General features: G+C 68.7%; 23 protein-coding genes. 10 read left to right on the top strand and 13 right to left on the bottom strand.

The window, feature by feature from the left end; genetic code table 11:
• Positions 1 to 5 precede the first annotated feature (5 nt).
• Positions 6 to 590: a TetR/AcrR family transcriptional regulator gene (locus E0H92_RS04190; protein ID WP_131495434.1), complete on the bottom strand. Its 585-nt coding sequence runs from the start codon at positions 588 to 590 to the stop codon at positions 6 to 8.
• Between the two features lie 90 nt (positions 591 to 680).
• Between E0H92_RS04190 and E0H92_RS04185 the strand changes: the two genes are divergently transcribed.
• A complete protein-coding gene (locus E0H92_RS04185; RefSeq protein WP_131495433.1) occupies positions 681 to 1,382 on the top strand; it encodes an SDR family oxidoreductase in 702 nt (233 codons plus the stop codon).
• Here the strand turns inward: E0H92_RS04185 and E0H92_RS04180 are convergent.
• Positions 1,371 to 1,967 (bottom strand): DJ-1/PfpI family protein, encoded by a 597-nt coding sequence (locus tag E0H92_RS04180; RefSeq protein ID WP_131495432.1) that lies wholly within the window; start codon positions 1,965 to 1,967, stop codon positions 1,371 to 1,373. The genes E0H92_RS04185 and E0H92_RS04180 overlap by 12 nt on opposite strands.
• Positions 1,968 to 2,142: 175 nt before the next feature.
• Here E0H92_RS04180 and E0H92_RS04175 point away from each other — a divergent pair, with 175 nt between their 5' ends.
• The 3 genes from E0H92_RS04175 to E0H92_RS04165 are packed head-to-tail and all read left to right on the top strand — an operon-like array spanning position 2,143 to position 6,683.
• Positions 2,143 to 4,140 (top strand): sialate O-acetylesterase, encoded by a 1,998-nt coding sequence (locus E0H92_RS04175; protein WP_131495431.1) that lies wholly within the window; start codon positions 2,143 to 2,145, stop codon positions 4,138 to 4,140.
• A gap of 22 nt (positions 4,141 to 4,162) precedes the next feature.
• Positions 4,163 to 4,759: an MBL fold metallo-hydrolase gene (locus E0H92_RS04170; protein WP_131464724.1), complete on the top strand. Its 597-nt coding sequence runs from the start codon at positions 4,163 to 4,165 to the stop codon at positions 4,757 to 4,759.
• 55 nt (positions 4,760 to 4,814) lie between these two features.
• On the top strand, positions 4,815 to 6,683 hold the full coding sequence (locus E0H92_RS04165; protein WP_131464722.1) for a serine/threonine protein kinase: 1,869 nt from the start codon (positions 4,815 to 4,817) through the stop codon (positions 6,681 to 6,683).
• Positions 6,684 to 6,699: 16 nt separating this feature from the next.
• Here E0H92_RS04165 and E0H92_RS04160 read toward each other — a convergent pair whose 3' ends face one another.
• From E0H92_RS04160 to E0H92_RS04145, 4 genes are all read right to left on the bottom strand, one after another.
• Positions 6,700 to 7,107: a PIN domain-containing protein gene (locus tag E0H92_RS04160; protein ID WP_131464720.1), complete on the bottom strand. Its 408-nt coding sequence runs from the start codon at positions 7,105 to 7,107 to the stop codon at positions 6,700 to 6,702.
• On the bottom strand, positions 7,104 to 7,394 hold the full coding sequence (locus tag E0H92_RS04155; protein ID WP_131464718.1) for a hypothetical protein: 291 nt from the start codon (positions 7,392 to 7,394) through the stop codon (positions 7,104 to 7,106). The genes E0H92_RS04160 and E0H92_RS04155 overlap by 4 nt, the downstream gene beginning before the upstream one ends.
• Positions 7,395 to 7,471: 77 nt before the next feature.
• Positions 7,472 to 8,752 carry an adenylosuccinate synthase gene (locus E0H92_RS04150; protein ID WP_131464716.1) on the bottom strand — a complete coding sequence of 427 codons (1,281 nt, stop codon included), beginning with the start codon at positions 8,750 to 8,752 and terminating at the stop codon, positions 7,472 to 7,474.
• A gap of 269 nt (positions 8,753 to 9,021) precedes the next feature.
• Positions 9,022 to 9,507, bottom strand: coding sequence for a VOC family protein (locus E0H92_RS04145; protein ID WP_131283761.1), 486 nt, complete (start codon positions 9,505 to 9,507; stop codon positions 9,022 to 9,024).
• Positions 9,508 to 9,564: 57 nt separating this feature from the next.
• Here E0H92_RS04145 and E0H92_RS04140 point away from each other — a divergent pair, with 57 nt between their 5' ends.
• Positions 9,565 to 10,383, top strand: coding sequence for a helix-turn-helix transcriptional regulator (locus E0H92_RS04140; RefSeq protein WP_131464714.1), 819 nt, complete (start codon positions 9,565 to 9,567; stop codon positions 10,381 to 10,383).
• Here the strand turns inward: E0H92_RS04140 and E0H92_RS04135 are convergent.
• The 3 genes from E0H92_RS04135 to E0H92_RS04125 all read right to left on the bottom strand — a co-directional run bounded on the left by E0H92_RS04135 (position 10,370) and on the right by E0H92_RS04125 (position 12,925).
• Positions 10,370 to 11,575 (bottom strand): MFS transporter, encoded by a 1,206-nt coding sequence (locus tag E0H92_RS04135; RefSeq protein ID WP_131464712.1) that lies wholly within the window; start codon positions 11,573 to 11,575, stop codon positions 10,370 to 10,372. The two genes, E0H92_RS04140 and E0H92_RS04135, sit on opposite strands and share 14 nt — an antisense overlap.
• Positions 11,576 to 11,727: 152 nt before the next feature.
• Positions 11,728 to 12,474, bottom strand: coding sequence for a 2-phosphosulfolactate phosphatase (locus E0H92_RS04130; RefSeq protein WP_202873511.1), 747 nt, complete (start codon positions 12,472 to 12,474; stop codon positions 11,728 to 11,730).
• A gap of 43 nt (positions 12,475 to 12,517) precedes the next feature.
• Positions 12,518 to 12,925, bottom strand: coding sequence for a DUF3151 domain-containing protein (locus E0H92_RS04125; RefSeq protein ID WP_131283769.1), 408 nt, complete (start codon positions 12,923 to 12,925; stop codon positions 12,518 to 12,520).
• A 143-nt stretch (positions 12,926 to 13,068) separates the two neighbouring features.
• Between E0H92_RS04125 and E0H92_RS04120 the strand changes: the two genes are divergently transcribed.
• The 3 genes from E0H92_RS04120 to E0H92_RS04110 are packed head-to-tail and all read left to right on the top strand — an operon-like array spanning position 13,069 to position 15,294.
• Complete coding sequence (locus E0H92_RS04120) at positions 13,069 to 13,518, top strand: HNH endonuclease (RefSeq protein WP_131464706.1); 450 nt, start codon at positions 13,069 to 13,071, stop codon at positions 13,516 to 13,518.
• Between the two features lie 12 nt (positions 13,519 to 13,530).
• Positions 13,531 to 14,283: a GNAT family N-acetyltransferase gene (locus tag E0H92_RS04115; protein WP_131495429.1), complete on the top strand. Its 753-nt coding sequence runs from the start codon at positions 13,531 to 13,533 to the stop codon at positions 14,281 to 14,283.
• A gap of 45 nt (positions 14,284 to 14,328) precedes the next feature.
• Entirely contained in the window at positions 14,329 to 15,294 is a 966-nt protein-coding gene (locus E0H92_RS04110; RefSeq protein WP_238173304.1) for a type IV toxin-antitoxin system AbiEi family antitoxin domain-containing protein, read from the top strand.
• A 65-nt stretch (positions 15,295 to 15,359) separates the two neighbouring features.
• Here the strand turns inward: E0H92_RS04110 and fbaA are convergent, their stop codons facing one another.
• Positions 15,360 to 16,385 carry a class II fructose-bisphosphate aldolase gene (fbaA, locus tag E0H92_RS04105; protein ID WP_131464702.1) on the bottom strand — a complete coding sequence of 342 codons (1,026 nt, stop codon included), beginning with the start codon at positions 16,383 to 16,385 and terminating at the stop codon, positions 15,360 to 15,362.
• A gap of 192 nt (positions 16,386 to 16,577) precedes the next feature.
• Positions 16,578 to 17,297: a GntR family transcriptional regulator gene (locus E0H92_RS04100; RefSeq protein WP_130388014.1), complete on the bottom strand. Its 720-nt coding sequence runs from the start codon at positions 17,295 to 17,297 to the stop codon at positions 16,578 to 16,580.
• A 139-nt stretch (positions 17,298 to 17,436) separates the two neighbouring features.
• Here E0H92_RS04100 and E0H92_RS04095 point away from each other — a divergent pair, with 139 nt between their 5' ends.
• Positions 17,437 to 18,456, top strand: a complete 1,020-nt coding sequence (locus E0H92_RS04095; protein WP_131464700.1) for an SIS domain-containing protein — start codon at positions 17,437 to 17,439, stop codon at positions 18,454 to 18,456.
• An 83-nt stretch (positions 18,457 to 18,539) separates the two neighbouring features.
• Positions 18,540 to 18,956: a VOC family protein gene (locus tag E0H92_RS04090; RefSeq protein WP_131495428.1), complete on the top strand. Its 417-nt coding sequence runs from the start codon at positions 18,540 to 18,542 to the stop codon at positions 18,954 to 18,956.
• Between the two features lie 13 nt (positions 18,957 to 18,969).
• Here the strand turns inward: E0H92_RS04090 and E0H92_RS04085 are convergent, their stop codons facing one another.
• Together E0H92_RS04085 and E0H92_RS04080 are read right to left on the bottom strand one after the other, a co-directional pair.
• Positions 18,970 to 19,911, bottom strand: coding sequence for a DUF1905 domain-containing protein (locus E0H92_RS04085; protein ID WP_202873510.1), 942 nt, complete (start codon positions 19,909 to 19,911; stop codon positions 18,970 to 18,972).
• Positions 19,912 to 19,966: 55 nt separating this feature from the next.
• Positions 19,967 to 20,749, bottom strand: coding sequence for an IclR family transcriptional regulator domain-containing protein (locus tag E0H92_RS04080; protein ID WP_131495427.1), 783 nt, complete (start codon positions 20,747 to 20,749; stop codon positions 19,967 to 19,969).
• Between the last annotated feature and the right edge of the window lie 8 nt (positions 20,750 to 20,757).

Here is a 20,757-nt window from a genome sequence, read left to right as displayed (position 1 = left end):
TAGGCTCAGCTGAGGGCGAGCTCACCCGCGTGGACGCCGGCCGCGTCGAGAAGAGCGGCCGCGGTAACCGCACCGATGCCGCCGAGCGGCTGCGCGCGGACGACCGCACGGGCGGCCGCACCGTCGAAGATCATCGTCAGCTGGACGGCCAGCGTGGACGGATCCTCCGCGCCGGCCTTCACCAGTTCGCGGTGGAAGAAGTCGGTGAGCTGCTGCTTGAAGTGCCGCGCCACCACCGATCCCGGGTGTTCGGGATTCTTCAGCTCCACCGCCGTACTCACGTACGGGCAGCCGAGGTAGTTGCCCGAAGCAACCATAGCGTCCTGCCGGTCGAACACGGTGAGGATCCGCTCCCGCGGCCCGCGGTCGTCCTCGGCGCCCGGGTGCAGCATCGTCTGGTACGCCGGGCCGCGGCTGGCCAGGCTCTCCGCGATCAGCTCGTCCTTCGACCGGAACAGCTGGTACATGGACTTCTTCGACACCCCCGCCGCCTTGCAGAGCGCGTCCACGCCGATGTTGACGCCGTCGCGGTAGAAGAGTTCGCCCGCGGCGTCCAGGAGCCGCTCACGGGGAGTTGCGGAAGTGCTCATGCATTGAAGGGTACCGGCTGGATTTGAATTCGGAAACCGATCGGTTTACGGTGGCTGAAACAGATCGGTTTCCCACTTCAGGAGTTCCAGATGACCACACTCGAAGGCGCCGTTGTCCTGGTCACCGGCGGGCAGCGCGGGATCGGCAAGGCGATCGTCGACGACCTGCTCACCCGCGGCGCGGCCAAGGTCTACGCGACCGCCCGCACCCCGCGCCCGAGCACCGACCCGCGCGTCGTACCGCTGCCGCTCGAGGTCACCGACCAGGCGTCGATCGACGCACTGGCCGCGGCCGCGCCGGATGTCACGGTGCTGATCAACAATGCCGGCGCGAGCTCGCCGGACAGCTATCTCGACGCCTCCATCGACGACGTCCGCGCGGTCTTCGACGCGAACTTCTTCGGCCCGCTCCAGCTCACCAAGGCGTTCGTCCCGATCATCGAGCGCAACGGCGGCGGCCACGTCCTGAACGCGCACTCGGCCCTGTCCTGGGTCGCCCGGCACGGCGCATACTCGGCGACGAAGGCCGCGTTCTGGCTGCAGACCAACGCGATCCGCCTCGAACTGCTGAACCGCGGCATCGGCGTCACCGGCCTGCACATGGGGTACGTCGACACCGAGATGGTGACCGCGGTGACGGCCCCGAAGTCGCGGCCGGAGGACATCGCCAAGCACGCTCTCGACGGCATCGAGTCCGGGGCGTACGAGGTCCTCGCCGACGACACCGCCCGCGGCGCGAAGGCGGCGATGGCGCTCGACCTGACCGCCGTCTATCCCGAACTAGCCGGCTGAGACGTACAAGTCGCGGTCGCGGGTGTACTCCATGGCACCCGCGATCCCGTCGGCCACGTCGGCGCCGAGTTCGCGCTCGACAACGTACAGCGCCAGGTCGATTCCCGCGGTGATGCCGCCCGCGGTGACGAGTGTGCCGTCGTCGACGACGCGGTTGGTCTTCAGTTCGGCGCCGAAGGCCTCCAGCTCAGCCCACGCGCCGCGGTTCGTGGTCGCCGCACGCCCCTTCACCAGGCCGGCCTCGGCGAGCAACATCGAGCCCGTGCACACCGAGCCGATCCACTGCAGCGACGGCGCCAGTTCGGCGATCCGCGCCGGCATCAGTCCGCGTCGCGCCTCGGCCCACGCACCCTTCTCCGCGCGGTTCATCCAGCCGCCACCCGGAACGAACAGCGCATCCGGCTGCCCGAGACCCTCAGGCGCCTTGAACTGAAGGCCGTGCAGCCCAGTCACCTCGGCCGGTCCGTCCAGCCCCACCAGCGCCATATCGAACCCGGGCCGACGCGAGGCGTGACTCCACACCTCGAACGGCCCCATCACATCCATCTCGTCGACACCGTCGAACACCAGAATCTCGATCCGCATACCTCTACCCAACTGGGGCGCTTCGAGCTGAGCCAGTGGCCACGAGGCCGTGGTTCGCAAGATTCTGGCCACCTCTCGGCGCACGGTTGGCACCGCTGAGCGCTTACTGCTCGCACCAAGGGTCACCGGGCAGCTACATCTAGTGGGGACATCCCGCCGCCCCTGGAGGTCCACTGTGAGACGTCCTGCCGCCGTTGTCCTGGCTCTGCTCGCCGCATCCCTTGTCGTCGTACCGACCCCCGCCAGTGCTGCGACCGCGTGTGATGCCGCAGCCGCCGGGTTCACACCCGTCCTCCAACTGGACCTGCCCGAACGGGCCAACTACCTGAACACCACCCCGCCGTACAGCCTCGACCGGACCGCCGAGATCGGGTCCAACTTCGACCGCGTCGGCTACTGCCTGGAACTGGACGGGCAGTGGGTCTGGACCGCGATGGAGCCGTTCAGCACCGATGCCCGGCGGATCGGCCTGCCGACCCGGCCCGGCGAGATCGTGCGCCAGCGCGTCGGCGATCTCGACGTACGGTCCAACGTGCCCGGCGTGACCGAGGGCACGGGCCAGTCCGGCTACCTGGAGATGTGGCCGAACCAGTACGCGAAGACAGCGAGCGCCCAAGTGGCGAACGGGTCCGCGGCGACGTACGACGCCGACGACAGCCCGACCACGCCCCTCGGCTACGGCTCGTTCCAGGTCTCGCAGGTCGGTCCGACGCGGCCGTCCACCGTGCCTGCGAAGCCGGTGTTCGCGATCAACACCTTCACCCAGTCGAGCGCCAGTCTGCTGTCGCTCGGCATCGGCGCGAGGCCCACCGCCGACCCGGACTGGACCTTCGCGGACAACGCGGCGCAGTACACCCAGCGCCGGCTGACGGCGTACGTCCGCACGTCGCTCGTCAGCCTCACGCAGGCACCTCAGGACCGGCAGTTGATACCGCGCGATGCGACTGGACGCGCGACGGTGCCTGTCGCCGGGCGGATGACGGATCCACGCGTCAAGAGCGTGCAGCTGACGGTGACCGGGAACGGCGAGACGGAGGTCTACACGTCGGCGTCGCGAGACTTCCGCTTCACGCCGCGGATCAAGGCTGGGCTGCACGAGTACACGTTCGAGCTGAAGGCGCTCGGCCGGGTCGTCGCGCGGCGTGACGGCATCGTGTCCGGCGATGCGTACGTCGTGCAAGGGCAGTCCAACGCGGAAGCCTCGATGTACAACGGCGCCGCGAGTGGCGAGGAGTCGCCGTACCTGCGCAGCTTCGGCAGTCCGGTCTCCGATCCGTCGATCTCCGCCGCGGATCGCGTCTGGGGGTACGCGACCGGTGACGTGTCCCGGCAGTCGGGCTCGGTCGGGCAGTGGGCGATCCGGATGGGGCGGCAGCTCGTCAACAAGTACAAGGTCCCGATCGCACTCATCAACGGTGCGCACGGCGGTCAGCCGATCAGCTTCTTCCAGCGCAACGACGCGAACCCCGACGACATCACCACCAACTACGGCCGGCTCCGGCAGCGCCTGACGGCCGCTGGCGTCATGGGCCACCTCCGCGGCGTTCTCTGGTACCAAGGCGAGTCCGACAACGACAACGCCGCCGTACACGTCAGCGGCTTCACGTCGCTCCTGCAGGACTGGCGTTCCGACTTCGGGACGACACCGAAGTACTACGTCTACCAAGTCCGTACGTCGCCCTGTAGCAACTCGACGCTGACCAACCTGCGTGAGGCACAGCGTGAGATGGGTGACACGCTCGGCGTCACCGTACTGTCGACCACGGGGCTCTCCGGCCACGACGGATGCCACTACGCGTACGCCGGCGGCTACCGCGACATGGGCGACCACGCGTACGCCGTACTCGCCCGCGATCTGTACGGCGGACCGTCCGCCGGCGTGGCTCCGCCTAACCCGCGTGACGTCACGGCGAGCGGCTCGCAACTGACCGTGCGGCTGCGCTCCAACGACCCACTCACCGTGCAGGACGGTGTCGCTGCTGACTTCCGAGTGGATGGTGCTGCGGTCACAGTGACGTCCGTCGCGTACCAACCGGGCAAGCTGGTGCTGCAGCTGTCCGGACCGCCAACCGGAGCGACCGCCCTCACCTATCAGGCCCACCTGCGCGCGGGCCCGTGGATCACCAACGCCATCGGAACGGGTCTCCTGACCTTCACCCTGCCGATCAGCTGACCTCGCACTACGTTTGGACGCCATGCGGATCACGAAATACACGCACGCCTGTGTACGGCTGGAACATGAGGGCCGAGTGCTGGTCATCGATCCCGGTACGTGGAGCGAGCCGACGGCTTTGAACGGTGCGGACGCTGTGCTGGTGACTCACGAACACGCCGATCACATCGACGTCCTCCGCCTGGCCGGGCTCGGCGTGCCGGTCTATGCCCCCGTCGAGGCGAACATTCCGCGGCTGGATGCCATCGGAGTCTCGGCCGGCGACGAGTTCACGGTCGCTGGTTTCCAGGTTCGCGCGGTCGGCGGACGCCATGCGTTCATCTACGGGGGCGCACCGGATTGTGCGAACCTCGGCTACATCCTCGACGAGGCGATCTACCATCCCGGTGACTCGCTGCACGTACCCGATCAGCCGATCGAGACGCTCCTGGTGCCCGCACAAGGATCGTGGATGAAGACAGCGGAGGCGATCGACTTCGTCAAGGCGATCGAACCTAGGCGGGCGTTCGCGATTCACGACGCCCAGATCAACGAACGGGGCCTCAGCAGCGTCAACGGCTGGCTCGCCGAGGAGACCAAGAGCGACTACCGATACCTGAGGCCCGGCGAATCGATCTGAGGACCGTCGAGGCAGTCAGGACGGATTGGTCTGATGTCGACGTACCGTAGAAGGCATGTCAGTGACAGGGGGGCCGCCTTCCACCCGGGAAGAGGAGGTGGAAGAGCGGGTCGGGCCGTACCGACTGATCCGACGGCTCGGACAGGGCGGTATGGGTGTTGTTTACCTGGCCGAAGGGCCGGAACGGCAAGAGGTCGCGCTGAAGGTGCTGCGGTCACACGTCGCGCACGACCCGATCGCGCGGGCCCGGTTGCAGCGCGAAGCGACCACACTGCAGAAGGTGAACCACCCCGGTGTGGCCGGCATCCTCGACCACGACCTGGAGGGCGAGCGTCCCTACCTGGTCACCCGCTTCGTTCCTGGTCGTCCGCTGGACGAGCAGGTGGACGAGCGCGGACCCCTGACCCCGCGCAAGTGGCTCCCACTGGCCGGCTGCCTTGCCGAGTCGCTCCAGGCGATTCACGCGGCCGGAGTGATCCACCGCGACCTCAAGCCCGGCAACGTGATGATGTGCAACGGCAAGCCGGTGATGATCGACTTCGGCATCGCACAGGCCGCCGACGACCTGCGACTCACTCAGACCGGCCTGGTGATCGGTACGCCGGGCTACCTGGCACCTGAGCTCATCGAGGGCGAGATGGTGTCGCAGTCCGCGGACTGGTGGGGCTGGGCGGCCACTGCGGCGTTCGCCGCGACCGGACGCCGGCCGTTCGGCAAGGGACCGTTCGAGGCGGTGCTGGCCAGGGTGCACTCGGGCCAGGCCGACCTCGACGGGCTGGACCCGCGACTGAAGTCACTGCTCGCGGCGGCGCTCTCACCCAACAAGGCCGATCGGCCGACGCAGGAAGAGATCATGACCGGCCTCAGCCGGTACGCCGAGGGTCGCGACGCGCTCCCGCCACGTGAAGCTCAGACCGTGGCCGCCGTACCGCCGACCAAGCTCGTGACGAAGCTCATGCCGACGGAGCAGCCCGCGGTCGAGGAGGAGCCGACTGGCCCTACGCCGACCGAGGTGGCGCAGTTGGTTCCGCCGGTGATTCCGCCGCTGTCGGCGTTCACTCCGATCCGGGACAAGATCCGCGACGCTGCCGCGAAGAAGCCGGTCGAGGAAGCACCACCGGCCGGCTACAACCCGTACGCGCAGACGCCGTACCAGAGCGCACCGCCGTACCAGAGTGCGCCGCCGTACCAGGGTGGTCCTCCGGCGCCGTACCAGCAGCCTGCTCAGCCGGTGCCTGTCCAGCCGGCCCAACCAGCTCAACCGGCGAAGTCACCTCCGACCGGTCGGCGTACCGCGGTCATCGTCGGCTTCATGCTCGCGCTCACCGGCCTGGTCGCCCTGACTCCTGGGCTCGGAGCGGTAGTGGCGATCCTGCTGCTGGTGTTGGCTCGGACCGTGGACCGCTCGAGTACGGCGCTGATGCGGCGCCGTCAGGTCCGCGGCCGGTCCGGGAAGTCGGACGGCGTCGTCGCCGCGGCAGCCAGCCCGCTGCAGCTCGCGACCGCGGCCCTGATCACACTGCCGTGCCTGATTTTGCCGCTGCTCACAGCGGTTGTCGTCGGCGGCATCGTCACTGGCCTCGCCGCTTCGGCGTACGACCTCGATTGGCAGCCGCTGTCGGCTGTCGGATTCGGCAGCGCGGCCCTGACCGCATTGTTCTGCTGCTGGTGGGGCCCCGGCGGCAGCTCACTCCGCCGCGGCGCACACATCACGGCCCGCAACATCTTCCGCCCGCACTGGCTGTCCGCACTCGTCGCCGTCGTCCTACTGGCGATCGGCGGCCTCATGTTCTACAAGGCAACCCAGGGCGCCGGCGCCGACTGGGCACGATCCCCGATCCAGACCCCGAACATCGAGCGCCCAACCCTCGGCGACCTCCGCAACGCACCGTTCATCCGCGACCTCCCCATCATCGGCAACTGATCCGACGGCGGCCGGATCAGAGCAAGATGATCGGGACCTTCCATCGGGTGTTGCCTCGCCAGGCTCCCGTACGCGCAGCTTCCGCCAGATGAGCGATGTCGCCGCGGTCAGAGGTAACGCATGTCGCCGCTGACTCGAAACAACAGGCAACGACCTGGGCATCGACCACATCAGCCCGGTCCGCGACAGCCAGCAACTCCCCGACCCTGGTCGCGAGGTCTTGTGTGAGCGGAACAACCTCACACCCGTCGACGAGTCGCCGCAGGTCCCGCTGCTTGTGTCCCCGCCATACCTGGGCCAGCACCGCGGCGGGAACGCTCGGCTCGACACCACGCATCAGGGCGCGCAGGTGAATCGCCCACAAACGTGGATCGTTGCGCTCTGCCGCGATCAGCGCACCGGCGTCGTAGACCAGCTGGGTCACGCGCGCGGACCCCGGTCGTTGTTCTCGACGCTCGCCCCGGTGTCGGCGGCCGACTCACCCTGCGCGTCGGCCAAAGCGCGATCCGCCCAGTCGAGTTGCTCCGCGGTCAGCGCGCCATGCTCGGACTCCCAGTCCGACACCGCCTCGAGTCCGCGATACAGGCGCTCGCTCTTGGCCACCAGTTCGTTGACATAGGCCGATGGAGTCGTGTGAGCCGCACGGGCCCGACGCTCGACCGCCGACCAGAGCTCCTCGTCGAAGGACAAGGTCTTCTTCTTCACCGCCATGATCTGATGGTATGACCGCGGTATGACGATCGCCAAACCCGGCCGGACTCAAGTGGTCCGACCGGGTCTGCGCAGGATTACAGCTGGACGATCTGGCTGCGCTCCGGGCCCACGCCGATGGCGGAGATCCGGGCGCCGCTGAGGGACTCGACCGCGCGGACGTAGGTCTGCGCTTCCTTCGGCAGGTCCTCGAACGAGCGGCAGGAGGAGATGTCCTCCGACCAGCCGTCGAACTCTTCGTAGACCGGGACCGCGTGGTGGAAGTCGGTCTGGGTCATCGGCATCTCGTCGTGCCGGACGCCGCCCACGTCGTAAGCGACGCAGACCGGGATCCGCTCGCGACCGGTGAGAGTGTCGACCTTGGTCAGCACGAAGTCGGACACACCGTTGACGCGCGCGGCGTACCGGGCGATGACCGAGTCGTACCAACCGCAGCGGCGCGGGCGACCGGTGGTGACGCCGAACTCGCCGCCCTGGGTGCGCAGCCATTCGCCGTCGGCGTCCAGCAGCTCGGTCGGGAACGGCCCCTCGCCGACGCGGGTGGTGTACGCCTTCACGACCGCGATCACACGGTCGATCCGGGTCGGCGGGATACCGGTGCCGGTGCAGGCGCCCGCGGAGATCGCGTTCGAGGACGTGACGAACGGATACGTCCCGTGGTCGACGTCGAGCAGCGTGGCCTGACCGGCCTCCATCAGCACGGTCTTGCCGTCGTCGAGCGCCTTGTTCAGCAGCAGGCTGGTGTCGGCGACCATCGGCTTCAGGCGGTCCGCGTACCCGAGCAGCTCGTCGAGAACCTCGCGGATCTCGACCGCGCGCCGGTTGTACACCTTCACCAGCAGCTGGTTCTTCTGCTCCAGCGCCCCGGTGACCTTCTGCTCGAGGATCTTCTCGTCGTACAGGTCCTGGATCCGGATCCCGATCCGGTTCATCTTGTCGGCGTACGTCGGACCGATACCGCGGCCCGTCGTACCGATCCGGCGGCTGCCGAGGAACCGCTCCGTGACCTTGTCGAGGGTCCGGTTGTACGGCGGGATCACGTGCGCGCTCGCACTGACCACCAGCCGCGACGGGTCCACTCCGCGCGCCTGCAGCGCGTCGAGCTCCTCGAACAGCACGCTGAGGTCGACCACGACCCCGTTGCCGATCACCGGGGTGACACCCGGTGTGAGGATGCCGCTCGGGAGCAGGTGCAGCGCGTACTTCTCGGACCCGATCACGACCGTGTGGCCGGCGTTGTTCCCGCCGTTGAACTTCACCACGTAGTCGATGACCTCGCCCGTGTTGCCGAGCAGATCGGTCGCCTTGCCTTTGCCCTCATCGCCCCACTGGGCGCCGACGAGCACGATTGCGGGCATCTCAGCCCTCCTGTGCTGGAAACGGTGAAGCCCGGAGACGTTCACCGGACATTCATCCGGCAACGCATCCAGGCTCTTGCGACCAAAGCCTACCGGACTGCGGCGTCAGCCTTTCGGGCTTGTCCACAACCTCGAAGCGACCGTTTCAACTATCTGTTTCATCAGGTGACGGGTTGCCATTTTCCGTGATCGCGTGCACACTCTTAGTCAGCGGCCCGCCGAAACTGCCGCAGGGGACGGTTCCGGCGGGCCGCTTCCTCATGTCCGGTCTATTCCAGGCCCTCCGGGTTCGTGGCCAGCCACTCCTTCACCCGCCGGTCCGCCTCCTCGCGGGACACGTCCTCGACCTTCGTCAGGATCGCCCAGCGGTGCCCGAACGGGTCGATGACCGTGCCGAACCGGTCACCGGTCATGAAGGTCTGCACCGCCTCGACCGACGTGGCGCCGGCCTCGATCGCCTTCGCGTACGTCGCGTCGACGTCCGGCACGTAGTGCACCAGCGAGGAGTGCACCCACTCGCCGTTCGGCGCCCGCAGCCCGATCTGCGGCATCTCGTCGCTGAGCTGCAGCATCGAGTTCCCGAACTTGAGCTCCGCCTGACCGACCCGCCCGTCCGGCATGTCCTGCCGGCTGATCACCTCGGCGCCGAACACCGACGTGTAGAACTCGATCGCCTTCGGCCCGTCCGCGACCGCCAGGTACGGCGTCAGCGAGTGATAACTGTCGGGGATGGGGTTTACGGTGTTCGTCGTCATGACTCACAGTCAATCTGCTCAGCCCCGCACGGTCTTGGAAGAAAGCGACAGCCGGCGTTGACCGAACCGACCAACAGCGAGAAGGGGATCCTGCACCCCCGCGAGCAGGCTCGGCACCGCTCGCTGAACCGGCTCGCCGCAGGGCTGGAGGCGGGGCGGTTCGTGGAGTGGTACTGGATCGTCGAATGGGATCTCGACGAGCCGTACACGGCCGAGGTGCTGCCCTTCCCGGCGGTGAACGTGACGTTCGAGCAGCCGGGTGGCGCCTTCGTGAACGGCGTCTGCACGCGCAAGTTCGAGCGCGAGCTGCGCGGCCGCGGGCGCGCGTTCGGGGTGAAGTTCTGGGCCGGCGGCTTCGGCGCGATCACAGGTCTGGACGTCGGCTCGTTCCGCGACGAGGTGCTGCCGCTGAGCGCGGTGTTCCCGGACGGCGACCGGCTCGCGGACCTGGTCTTCGAGGCGGAGTCCGATGCCCGGCGGCGTGCGGTGTTCGAGGCGTTCCTGCGCGATCACCTGGCACCGCCCGATCCGTCGTACGAGCTGGTCCGCGAGATCGTCTCGACGATGGCCGCCGACCGCTCGCTGGCCCGCGTCGACGAGGTAACCGAGCGTTTCGACGTACCGATCCGCACGCTGCAGCGGCTCTTCCGCCGGTACGTCGGTGTGGGCCCGAAGTGGGTGCTGCGGCGCTACCGGCTGCACGACGGCGCCGAGCTGCTCGCCCAGGGCGAAGTCGCCGAGCTCGCGGAACTGTCCGCTTCCCTCGGCTACTTCGACCAGGCGCACTTCTCCAACGAGTTCAAGCAGCAGATCGGACTGACCCCGGCCGAGTACGCGGCACGCGCCGCAGCCGAACGTCAGATCACCTACCGCTGACCTTCACGGTCACCGCCATCGCCGTTGCCGTCAGCGCCGCTCCGAGCGCTACCCCGAAGCCGTACTGCGGGCTGTGCCCGTCGACGACCCAGCCCGCGAACGCCGAGCCCATTGCTATGCCTGCCGCGCCGCCAGAGTTCAGCCAGGTGAACGCCTGAGTCAGGACGGCAGAGTCGACCGTCGCCTCGGCCAAGACAGCTGACAGGGTCTGGAACGGTGCGATGGCCAAGCCAGGAAGGGCCAACGCAACAGCTGCGGTCAGTGGTGTGTGCGCGAGGATCAGGGGCACACAGCTCACGGCCAGCCAGACGAACGCGATGACGAACTGCGTCTCCGGAGCGGTCCGCCAGCGCCTCGCGCCGTACAGGAGTCCGGCGAACAAGCTCACCAGGCTGGTGATGCTGTAGAGCGGTCCGGCGAGACCCGGCGTACCTCGCGAGACAGCGAACGCCGTGACGGACACCTGCATGCTGCCGAAGAACAGGCCGACGCCGATGTTGGTCCCGACGAGGCCGACGAACCGCTTGTGCAGCAGGCGTTTGGGGCTCTCGTGCTGACCGGCCTTGGTCGGCGGCGGCGCCGTACCGCGCTGTGATGCGAGCAGGAAACCACCTGCCATCAGCAGACTGGCTGCGAGGGTCGAGCCTGTTGCCGGACTGCTGGACGAGCTCACCATGCCGACCAGCACTGGACCAACCATGAAGGCGACGCCGACACTGAGCGACTCCAGTGCGAACGCCGTCGACAGGAGCGGTGTGTCCCGGAGCGCATGCGACCACCGTGCGCCGGTCTGCGCACTGACCTGCGGCAGCGAACCGCCGGCCAGAACTCCTGCCGCGATCAGGGCGGCGAGCGGCGCACCTGACACGGTCAGACCGATCAGGACAGCGACGGCGGCCGCGTGGGCGAGCAGAGTGATCGGCAACATCCGGGTCTGGCCGAAACGGTCGATGAGCCGGGCGACCTGCGGTCCGGCGACCGCTTCGGCGACCGCGAAGCCGCCGGTGACGCTACCTGCCGCGGCGTACGAGCCGGTCGATCCGTGGACCAGCCAGACGATGCCGAGGCCGGTCATGGCGATCCCGATCCGGGCCGGGGCCGCCGCTAAATAGAACTTCCACGCGCCAGGAGTACGCAGTACCGCTGCGTAGGTGTTGGTGGGCGCGTCGATCCGTCCGGTGAGAGCCGGCACGGTGAGACCTTCCGCTGCCCGGAGGGGCGGGGACCCGACCGTGGGCGTCCAGCTTCGCCGGTCTGTCCGTCCGCCTAGAACCGTCCATGTTCGGCAAGAAGCGGGGACGCTCGCCGCCTGCCGGCACTGTCAACGGGCAGTATCTCGATGCTTCAAGTTGACCGGAACATCATACCGTCCCGGAGCACGGGCACGCTGCGGCTCTGATCCACCTCGGCCGCGATCGCCACGTCCTCCGGATAGCCGTACTGCGTGAGTTCGCGACCGCCGGCGCACTCGTGCAGCAGCTTGGGCAGCTCGTCCGCAACAGCGTCGTACGCCGCGACCGCCGCTCGCGCTTCCGGGGAGAGGTCGTCGCTCTCGAGCGCACTCAGGAACCCGCCGGCTCCCCAGAGGTCCTCGACGGCCGGCCGGAGCGACCCGTCCTTCCATCGCTCGCCCGCGGCAATCGCCACGATCTTCGCCGTCGGCCGCCCGGCCAACTGCCTCGTCACCCACTCGGCTGCGGCTCGCCGGTTGCGCAGCGACACCGCGATCACCGTCGCGCCGGTGTCACTGAGCAGCTTCGCGATCGTCGATCCGTTCGGCGACGGCAGCACCAACTTGGTGATTCCGGTCACTCGCCGAATCGACACGGGCGACAAGCTGACGTCGTCGGGACCGGCCTCGGAGCGGCCGACTGCCAGCTTCGCGCCGTACTGCTCGGCGTACGCGACTGCCGTCTCGTCTCGCCACCGGTACGGGTAGACATCGATCCCGAGATCGGCCGCCACCGTCACCGCCGTCGTGAACGACAGCACGTCGACGACCGCGACGATGTCGCCGGCAACGACTCCGGCGCCGACCGGCCCCCAGTCGAACCCGATACCGAATCCGTCCTGGGCATAAGGACTGGTCACCCGGCAGATCATTCCGCCGGGTGCCCAACCCCACAAGCGGGTTTCAGCTCAGAGCGTCGGCTGCGGCCGGCGACGAGTCCCGCAGGAACGTGACGCAGCGCTCGGCCTCGTCCTTCTCGTCGATCAGCGCCGCGGCCTTCCCGAGCGCCGCCAGCGCGCGCAGGAAGCCGCGGTTCGGCTCGTGCTCCCACGGCACCGGCCCGTGCCCCTTCCAGCCGTTTCGGCGGAGCAGGTCCAGGGCCCGGTGGTAGCCGGTGCGCGCGTACGCGTACCCCTCGATCGTGCGCCCGTCCGCGAGCGCCGCCTCGGCGAGCACGGCCCAGGCCAGGGACGACGTCGGGTACTTGGCCGCGACGTCCGCCGGAGCGGCCCCGTCGGCGAGTTCCGCCGCGGCCGGGTCGACCGGTAGTAGTGTCTCGGGTGGACCGGACAGCAGATTGTTCAATTCCATAAGCACATCTTCGCCGATCACGCAGCCGTACCGGCACGTGACCGTCTGGCGAAATCCGTTGACCGTTCACCCGGCGGCCACGGATGCTTGAGACCCTGCATCAACCGCCGTGGTTCCCAGCTACGGCCGGAAGGAGGCACCGGATGAGCGTCATAGTCCTGAACGCGTCGTACGAACCGCTGCACACCGTCTCGATCCAGCACGCCATCCGGATGCTGGTGCGGGAGGTCGCAGTGGTGGAAGAGTCGCACGGAGAGCGAACGATCGGCCCGTTTCCGGTTCCTCGAGTCCTCCGCCTGGTCCGGTACGTCGTGACGCACTGGCGTTACGCGGCCGGCCGGATGAAGTACAGCAAGCACGGCGTCCTGCGGCGGGACAAGTTCCGGTGCGCGTACTGCGGTCTCGAGAACGCCGACACCATGGACCATGTCCAACCCAGGTCCAGGGGCGGCCGCACCGAGTGGCTGAACGCCGTGGCCGCCCATGCCTCGTGCAACGAGCGGAAAGGCAACCGCACCCCGTCCGAGGCCGACATGCCCCTCCTCTGGCAACCCTGGGTACCAACCCGCGCAGAGCTCGTCATAGACACATGACGGGCCTTTTTTATGCCCGAACTGCGCTCCGGTCGCACCCTGGAGATCACTTCCGTCGCTGACCGCCCGGACCTCGCTCACGCGGATATCGACGTGGGCGACTGGCCGGCTTTCATGCGCCACAACCGCGTCTCCGAGGCGTACTTCGCGCAGACGGTCGAGACATTCGCCGAGACCTGCCTGATCGCCACCTCGGACGGCGAACCCGTCGGCGACGCGCACGCGGTTCAGCTCGTCGGCGGCACCTTCCCCTCCGGAGGCTGGGAACAGTCGGTCGTCCGCGCCTTCACCGACGCCCGGCACGGTGTCCGGCCCGACACTGCCTGCGCCCTGAACATCAGCGTCGCCCGGGAGTTCCAGGGCGACGGCGTCGCTGCCCTGCTTCTCGCGGCGCTCCGCGATGCGGCCGCAAACCTCGGCCTCAGCGCGCTCGATGCCCCTGTCCGCCCGACGCACAAGGACCTCGAGCCCTTGGTCGCGATGGACGACTACGCCTCGCGCACCCGCCCCGACGGTCTCCCCTTCGATCCTTGGCTCCGCACCCACGTGCGCGCCGGCGGACGGATCGTCTGCGTCGCGCCGGCCTCGTGGGTGATCGCGGGATCCCTTGCGGAATGGCGCTCCTGGACCGGACTCCCGTTCGACCGCAGCGGTCCCGTCGAGGTTTCGGGCGCCCTCGTTCCGGTGGAGTGTGACGTGGCCGCCGATCGCGCGGTGTACGTCGAGCCGAACGTCTGGGTGCGGCACGAGTTCTCCACAGATTGAAAATCGCGGGTCCGGACGACGGCGGATCGCGGCACCTTCTGGGGCATGAATCCTCAACTCGCCGTGATGGCGTCGATCCGGGGCGGTGTCTTCACCCGGGCCGACGCGCGTGCCTGTGGTTACCCCGACGCTGACATCGACTCCCTGCTCCACTCCGGCTCCTGGCGCCGGATCCGGCGGGGCACCTATGCCGCCCACCGTTCACTGATGCTGGTCACCGACGAAGTCCTCTACCTCCGCCGGATCCACAACGTCCTGCGCACCAGCGGACCCAGCGTCTTCGCCAGCCACCAGTCCGCGGCGGCTCTGCATGCCTTACCGGTCTGGGGCCTCGACCTGACCCGGGTCCACGTGACCGCACCGGACGGACGCTCCGGCCGGCTCCGCGGCGTCCACCGTCATATCCGCGACCCAGTAGGCCCTGGCCTCCAACTGTGGAACAGGCTCCGCCTGGCTTCGCCTGCCCGCGCGATCGCCGAGGTCGCCGCGACCGCACCACCGGAGCCCGCGGTCGTGCTCGCCGACGCCGCGATGTACGCCGGACTCGTCAACCGCCGCACGCTGAATCACGCGGTCACCCGGCTCGACCACGGCAGCAAGCGCGCCCTGACGGTTCTCGACCAGCTCACCGGCTCGGCCTCGATCGCGGAGTCCCGCTTGCGCTTCATCCTCGCCGACGCGGGTCTCCCGGCACCCAGCCCGTCACCACCGCCCAACTCCGAGCCGGCCGATCCCGGCGTCTCTCCGGCCGAAGGTCTGTGGTTCCCCGACGAGCGCACCGTCGTCGAGTTCGAACCGCGTTTTCCCTTCTGGTGCGAGGAATTCGAGCCTTCCGTCGACGAGCCGATCCCGGAGCCGGCCGTCGCCGACCCCGACGGACCGCAACCCGTCGAGCACTGCTGGATCTCCTGGGCCGACCTCGCCGACCCGCCGACCGTGGCCGACCGCATCCGCACCACGTTCACCCGAGCCGCCCGCCGCACCGGAATCCGCCACTTCGCCCGGATGTGACAGAAGGACCCACCGCCAGTGGCGGTGAGCCCTTCACAGACCCCCTACAGGAGGACCAGATGATGTCAGGCGTTCAGCGACGTGCCCGTCGAGCGAAGGTCCTCGCAGGCCTCCGCGACGCGCTTCGCCATACCTTCCTCGGCCGCCTTGCCCCACGCGCGCGGGTCGTAGGCCTTCTTGTTGCCGACCTCGCCGTCGACCTTCAGCACGCCGTCGTAGTTGGCGAACATGTGCCCCGCCGCCGGCCGCGTGAACGCGTACTGCGTGTCGGTGTCCACGTTCATCTTGATGACGCCGTTGTCGACCGCCGCCCGGATCTCCTCGAGCGTCGAGCCGGACCCGCCGTGGAACACCAGGTCGAACGGGCGCTCCTTGCCGACCTTGGCGCCGACCGCGTCCTGGATCTCCGCGAGGATCTCCGGCCGCAGCTTGACCGCGCCCGGCTTGTAGACGCCGTGCACGTTGCCGAAGGTCAGCGCGGTCAGGTAGCGGCCGTGGTCACCGGTACCGAGCGCCTCGACCGTGGCCAGGCCGTCCTCGACGGTGGTGTACAGCTTCTCGTTGATCTCGTTGGCGACACCGTCCTCTTCGCCACCGACGACGCCGACCTCGATCTCCAGGACGATCTTCGCCGCGGCCGTCTGCGCCAGCAGTTCCTTGGCGATCTCCAGGTTCTCGGTCAGCGGCACCGCCGAGCCGTCCCACATGTGCGACTGGAACAGCGGGTTCTCGCCCCGGGCGACGCGCTCGGCGGAGATCGCCAGCAGCGGCCGGACGAAGCCGTCGAGCTTGTCCTTCGGGCAGTGGTCGGTGTGCAGCGCGATGTTCACCGGGTAGTTCTTGGCGACCTCGTGCGCGTAGGCGGCCAGCGCCACCGAGCCGGTCACCATGTTCTTCACGGTGGAACCGGACAGGTAGTCGGCACCGCCGGTGGAGACCTGGACGATGCCGTCCGAGCCCGCCTCGGCGAAACCGCGGATCGCGGCGATCAGCGTCTGCGAGGAGCTGACGTTGATGGCCGGGTAGGCGAAGCGGTTCTGCTTGGCCTTGTCCAGCATCTCGGCGTAGACCTCAGGGGTTGCAATAGGCATGTCTCGCGGTACTCCTCACAACACAGTTCTTGTGGGTTCGGCTCCAGTATTGCTGCCGGGCACTTCGTCGGATCCGGCGGCCCACCTGCCGAACCGGCCCGGTGGCCGGGGAGCATTCGACAGGGATGTAGACCAGTTGATGAACAGGACAGGTCCAGTTCGTTGCGGCCCGATGACGGCCGCGCGTCAGGCTCAGGCCGACCCGGTGCGCGGGCCGCGAGGGGTCAGGGCCATGTGCAGCCGGTAGCGGTCGGCACGGTAGGCCGACCAGGACAGCTCGACGACCTTGCGGCCGGCGAAGGTGGTGCGCTCGAGGACCAGCAGGGGTGCCCGCCGGGCCACGCCGAGCACCCGGGCGACATGACCGTCGGCGTTGTCCGCCCGGACGGTCTGCTCACCGGAGGTGACGACGACGTCGTACTCACTGGCAAAGACGTCGTAGAGGGTGCCGAGCTCACGGCCGAGCAGGCCGGGGAAGAGCGCGGACGGGTAGTAGCCGACCTCGTAGGCCATCGGCGACGCGTCGGCCGTGCGGAGCCGCTCGACCCGGATCACCTTGGTGCCCTTCGCGACCCGCAGGCCCTTCGCGGTCTCGTCGGAGGCCTCGATCTCGCTGGCCGACAGCACCACGGTCCCGGGCTCGAGCCCACGGGCCCGCATCTCCCGGGAGAACGAGGTCAGGTGCAGCTGCGAGTCGACCTGCGGACCGGTGACGAAGGTCCCCTTGCCGTGCACCCGTTCCAGGGCGCCGGACTCGACCAGGTCGCTGATCGCCTGCCGGACGGTCACCCGGGAGACGTTCAGCTTGTCCACCAGGGCGCGCTCGGAGGGGATCGGGTCCCCGGGATGCAGCTCGACGTCGATCAGCCGTTCCAGCACCGATCGGACCTGGGCCCGCTTCGTCGCCACCATGGAATCTCGATCCTCCAGACCTGGGCGGGCCTCGGGGGTGCCCCGGGGCGCCGCTCACTGCTATCGTGCGCAGCATACCTGTTAAGACCAGATAGGACCAGTGATCGTAGTGGTGTCTGTCCCCGCCCAGGAAACCCGGATGGCGGCCGAGATCGCCGAGCAGCCGGCCGCGCTCGCCGCGACCTTCGAGCATGTTCTGCCGCTGCGGCACGACATCACCCGGCTGGCCGCTGGGCGCCGGAACGTGATCTTCGTGGCGCGCGGATCGTCCGACAACGCGGGGGTCTACGGCCGCTACCTGACCGAGATCCACGCCGGCCGGCAGGCGTCGCTGGCCGCTCCGTCGGTTGCCACGTTGTACGGCGCGAACCTCGACCTCTCGAACTCGCTGGTTGTCGCCGTCAGCCAGTCGGGTGCGACCCAGGAGATCGTCGACACGGCCGAGTGGGCGAAGCGGAACGGCGCGGCGATCGTCGGCATCACGAACGACGGCAACAGCCCGCTGGCCTCGACGGCCGACGTCGCCCTGATCACGCAGGCCGGCCAGGAGCTCGCCGTGCCGGCCACGAAGACGTACACGACGCAGCTGGCCGCGATCACGGTCGCCGTGGACGCGCTCGCGCCGCGGCCGGGGACGCTCGACGCCGATATCGCGCGGGTCCCGGACGCCGCGACCAAGATGCTGTCCGGGTCGGTCGAGGCCGCGGCGGACCTGCTGGCGGGGGCGCACGACGTGCTGGCGAGTGGTCGCGGTCTGACGTTCGGGACGACGCTCGAGGTCGCGCTGAAACTCGAGGAGACCTGCCTGCAGCCGGTCCGCGGGCTGTCGTACGCCGACCTGAAGCACGGCCCGATCGCGGTCGTCGACTCCGACCTGGTGACCATCCTGGTCGCAGCCGGCGAAGGTCCCGCCCTGCCCGGGATGACCGAGCTGGCCGGCATCGTCCGCGAGAAGGGCAGCAAGATCCTCGGCATCGGCGGCGACCCGACGTTCGCCTCCCGCTGCGACGTGAACCTGGCCGGCCCCGACCTCCCGGAAACCCTCGCCCCGCTCGCGCTGGTCATCCCGGCCCAACGCGCCATCGAGCTCCTGGCCCGCAAACTCGGCCTCGACCCCGACGCTCCCCGCGGCCTCCGCAAGGTCACCCAAACCGACTAGACCGACTGAACAAAGTGCTCACTCGGTGAGCACTTTGGGTGGAATCGTGGTGGTCATCAACCGAGACGGAAGGGACCACCGAGATGCTGCGAGGACTTGCCACCATCAGCTTCTACGCCGACGACATGAAGGCGGCGCGCGCCTGGTACGAGAAACTGCTGGGTATCGAGGCCTACTACAACGTTCCGAATGCCGAGGAGCCGGCGTACGTCGAGTTCCGGTTCGGCGATTTCCAGTGCGAACTCGGGATCGTCGACTCCAGGTACGCCCACCAACAGGTCGGCACCCCGGCCGGCGCGATCGTCCACTGGCACGTCGACGACCTGGAGGCCGAACTCGACCGCCTGGTCGAACTCGGCGCAACAGTCCTCGAAGGAATCGTCGAACGAGGCACCAACAGCGGCTTCCGCACCGCCTTCGTCGTCGACCCCTTCGGCAACATCATCGGCATCATGAACAACCCCCACTACCTGGAGATCCTCGAGGAGCTGAAGGCCTGACGGCGCGGGAGGCTCAGAAGTCGATCCGCATGACCGCGCGGCGCCTGCCGGGCCGGGCCACCTCGGCGAAGCCGGCGTCGGCGAACGTGTCGAGAGTGCCGACCGATCCGCCGTCGACGAAATCGGGGTAGCCCTCCACGGCGCGGGCGCCGCGGTCACGGGCGAAGTCGGCGGCGGCGCGGGCGAGGGCGCGACTGATCCCACGACGCCGGAAGCCGACGCGGGTCACGAAGCAGGTCACGGCCCACACCGTCGTGTCGGCCTTGTCCTCGTCGCGATCCATCCAGGGGATGCGGTTGTCGCGGCGCAGCCTCGGGTGGTCGGCGCGCGACGCGACGGCGCACCAGCCGACGGGTTCGCCGTCGAGATACGCCACCAGTCCGCTCGTGCTCTTGGCCTCCGGGTTTCCACAGGCGGTCTGGTCGCGGAGCCGCGCGGCGAGCTCTTCGGGGCCTTCCGAAGCCCAGGATTCCTTGGGAAGCATCCGGAACCGCTGGCACGAGCAGCGGGCAGTGTCGCCACGGGTCCCGAAGACCGCCTCGAGATCCTCAGCAGTCGCCTGGTTCGCGGGGACGATCGTGAGCTGGTCCGCAGCGATTGGTTCGCGGGAGCCCGTCGGACGCGGGACGGGTGCCCTCGGAGGCGCAGGGCGCTTCTCCCTGTGGGGCAGCGCGTCCAGCATCAGCCGGACATCCACCGTGTCGCCTGCGTCGAGTCCCTGCGGCTTGCGCACTGCGTCCTTCAACGGGAGCAGGTAGCTACCGTCCTTGGGGTACAACGAGGTCTTCCACTCGGTACTGCCGATCCGGGCGCGAATCGGCAGCATTCCCCAGCCGTAGCTGGCAGCCGAGGCGAAGGTCCGCAGCGCGTCACCCTCCTCGTCCGGTACGGGGACGAAGTAGTACGGCGCCGGACCGCGCCACTCGATGACCTCGCCGCTGAACGACTGATCCATGCGTCCGATGCTAGGCCCGGTTCCGGACAGACCACTTCCGGATTCGGTGCCGACGTCAGAAGTTGCCGCGGTGCGTCAGGGCTGTCGTGATCTGCGTGGCGGCCTGCTGGAGATGTGGGAGGAACTCCTCGCAGAGGGACGTCGCGGTCGATCGGGACGCGTGGGCGGAGACGTTGAGCGCGGCGATGACGCGGCCGCGGGAGTTGTGGATGGGGGCGGCGATCGAGCGGAGACCTAGTTCGAGCTCCTGGTCGACCAGGGCGTAACCGTCGGCCCGTGCCTGGGTAATGCTCGCGCGCAGGTCGTCCGGGGCGGTGAGCGTGCGATCCGTGAGCGGCTCGGCCTGCACGGTCTGGAGGTACGCCGTCAGGTCTTCGTCGGGCAAGGCAGCGAGGAGGACCCGGCCCATCGACGTTGGGTACGCCGGCAGCCGGGCGCCGACTCCGAGGGCAACGGTCATGATCCGGCTGGTCGGTACGCGGGCGACGTACACGATGTCCGGGAGATCGAGGGTCGCGATCGAGCAAGATTCGCGGGTCTTGGCGCTGAGTTCCTCCATGAACGGGCCGGCGAGTTCGCCGAGGTCCAGGGAGGACAGGTACGCCCAGCCCAGGGCGAGGACGCGCGGGGTGAGGGAGAAGCGGCGGTTGTCGCTGCGGACGTAGCCGAGTTCCTCCAGCGTGAGCAGGATCCGGCGTGCCGTCGCGGGGGTGATGCCGACGGCGCGCGCCACCTCGCTGAGGGTCAGCGAGGGCGCCTCGGTGGAGAACGCGCGGATGACCGCGAGGCCGCGCTCCAGACCTTGCAGAAACGTGCCTGTAGACGCGTCACCCGGCATCGGCTAAC

This window comes from Kribbella speibonae (assembly GCF_004331375.1).
In the GTDB taxonomy this organism is placed as follows: Bacteria; Actinomycetota; Actinomycetes; order Propionibacteriales; family Kribbellaceae; genus Kribbella; species Kribbella sindirgiensis.
Note: the sequence above shows the minus strand (reverse complement) of the source record. Positions and strands in the feature narration are given on the sequence as shown.

What these genes read in the sequence shown, in the direction of transcription:
- E0H92_RS04095 (WP_131464700.1), top strand. Translation starts at nt 17,437, where the DNA reads ATGGCGGCCGAGATCGCCGAGCAGCCGGCCGCGCTCGCCGCGACCTTC.
- E0H92_RS04190 (WP_131495434.1), bottom strand. Translation starts at nt 590, where the DNA reads ATGAGCACTTCCGCAACTCCCCGTGAGCGGCTCCTGGACGCCGCGGGC.
- E0H92_RS04155 (WP_131464718.1), bottom strand. Translation starts at nt 7,394, where the DNA reads ATGGCGGTGAAGAAGAAGACCTTGTCCTTCGACGAGGAGCTCTGGTCG.
- E0H92_RS04090 (WP_131495428.1), top strand. Translation starts at nt 18,540, where the DNA reads ATGCTGCGAGGACTTGCCACCATCAGCTTCTACGCCGACGACATGAAG.
- E0H92_RS04110 (WP_238173304.1), top strand. Translation starts at nt 14,329, where the DNA reads ATGAATCCTCAACTCGCCGTGATGGCGTCGATCCGGGGCGGTGTCTTC.
- E0H92_RS04180 (WP_131495432.1), bottom strand. Translation starts at nt 1,967, where the DNA reads ATGCGGATCGAGATTCTGGTGTTCGACGGTGTCGACGAGATGGATGTG.
- E0H92_RS04145 (WP_131283761.1), bottom strand. Translation starts at nt 9,507, where the DNA reads ATGACGACGAACACCGTAAACCCCATCCCCGACAGTTATCACTCGCTG.
- E0H92_RS04170 (WP_131464724.1), top strand. Translation starts at nt 4,163, where the DNA reads ATGCGGATCACGAAATACACGCACGCCTGTGTACGGCTGGAACATGAG.
- E0H92_RS04100 (WP_130388014.1), bottom strand. Translation starts at nt 17,297, where the DNA reads ATGGTGGCGACGAAGCGGGCCCAGGTCCGATCGGTGCTGGAACGGCTG.
- fbaA (WP_131464702.1), bottom strand. Translation starts at nt 16,385, where the DNA reads ATGCCTATTGCAACCCCTGAGGTCTACGCCGAGATGCTGGACAAGGCC.
- E0H92_RS04165 (WP_131464722.1), top strand. Translation starts at nt 4,815, where the DNA reads ATGTCAGTGACAGGGGGGCCGCCTTCCACCCGGGAAGAGGAGGTGGAA.
- E0H92_RS04125 (WP_131283769.1), bottom strand. Translation starts at nt 12,925, where the DNA reads ATGGAATTGAACAATCTGCTGTCCGGTCCACCCGAGACACTACTACCG.
- E0H92_RS04080 (WP_131495427.1), bottom strand. Translation starts at nt 20,749, where the DNA reads ATGCCGGGTGACGCGTCTACAGGCACGTTTCTGCAAGGTCTGGAGCGC.
- E0H92_RS04115 (WP_131495429.1), top strand. Translation starts at nt 13,531, where the DNA reads ATGCCCGAACTGCGCTCCGGTCGCACCCTGGAGATCACTTCCGTCGCT.
- E0H92_RS04085 (WP_202873510.1), bottom strand. Translation starts at nt 19,911, where the DNA reads ATGGATCAGTCGTTCAGCGGCGAGGTCATCGAGTGGCGCGGTCCGGCG.
- E0H92_RS04150 (WP_131464716.1), bottom strand. Translation starts at nt 8,752, where the DNA reads ATGCCCGCAATCGTGCTCGTCGGCGCCCAGTGGGGCGATGAGGGCAAA.
- E0H92_RS04185 (WP_131495433.1), top strand. Translation starts at nt 681, where the DNA reads ATGACCACACTCGAAGGCGCCGTTGTCCTGGTCACCGGCGGGCAGCGC.
- E0H92_RS04120 (WP_131464706.1), top strand. Translation starts at nt 13,069, where the DNA reads ATGAGCGTCATAGTCCTGAACGCGTCGTACGAACCGCTGCACACCGTC.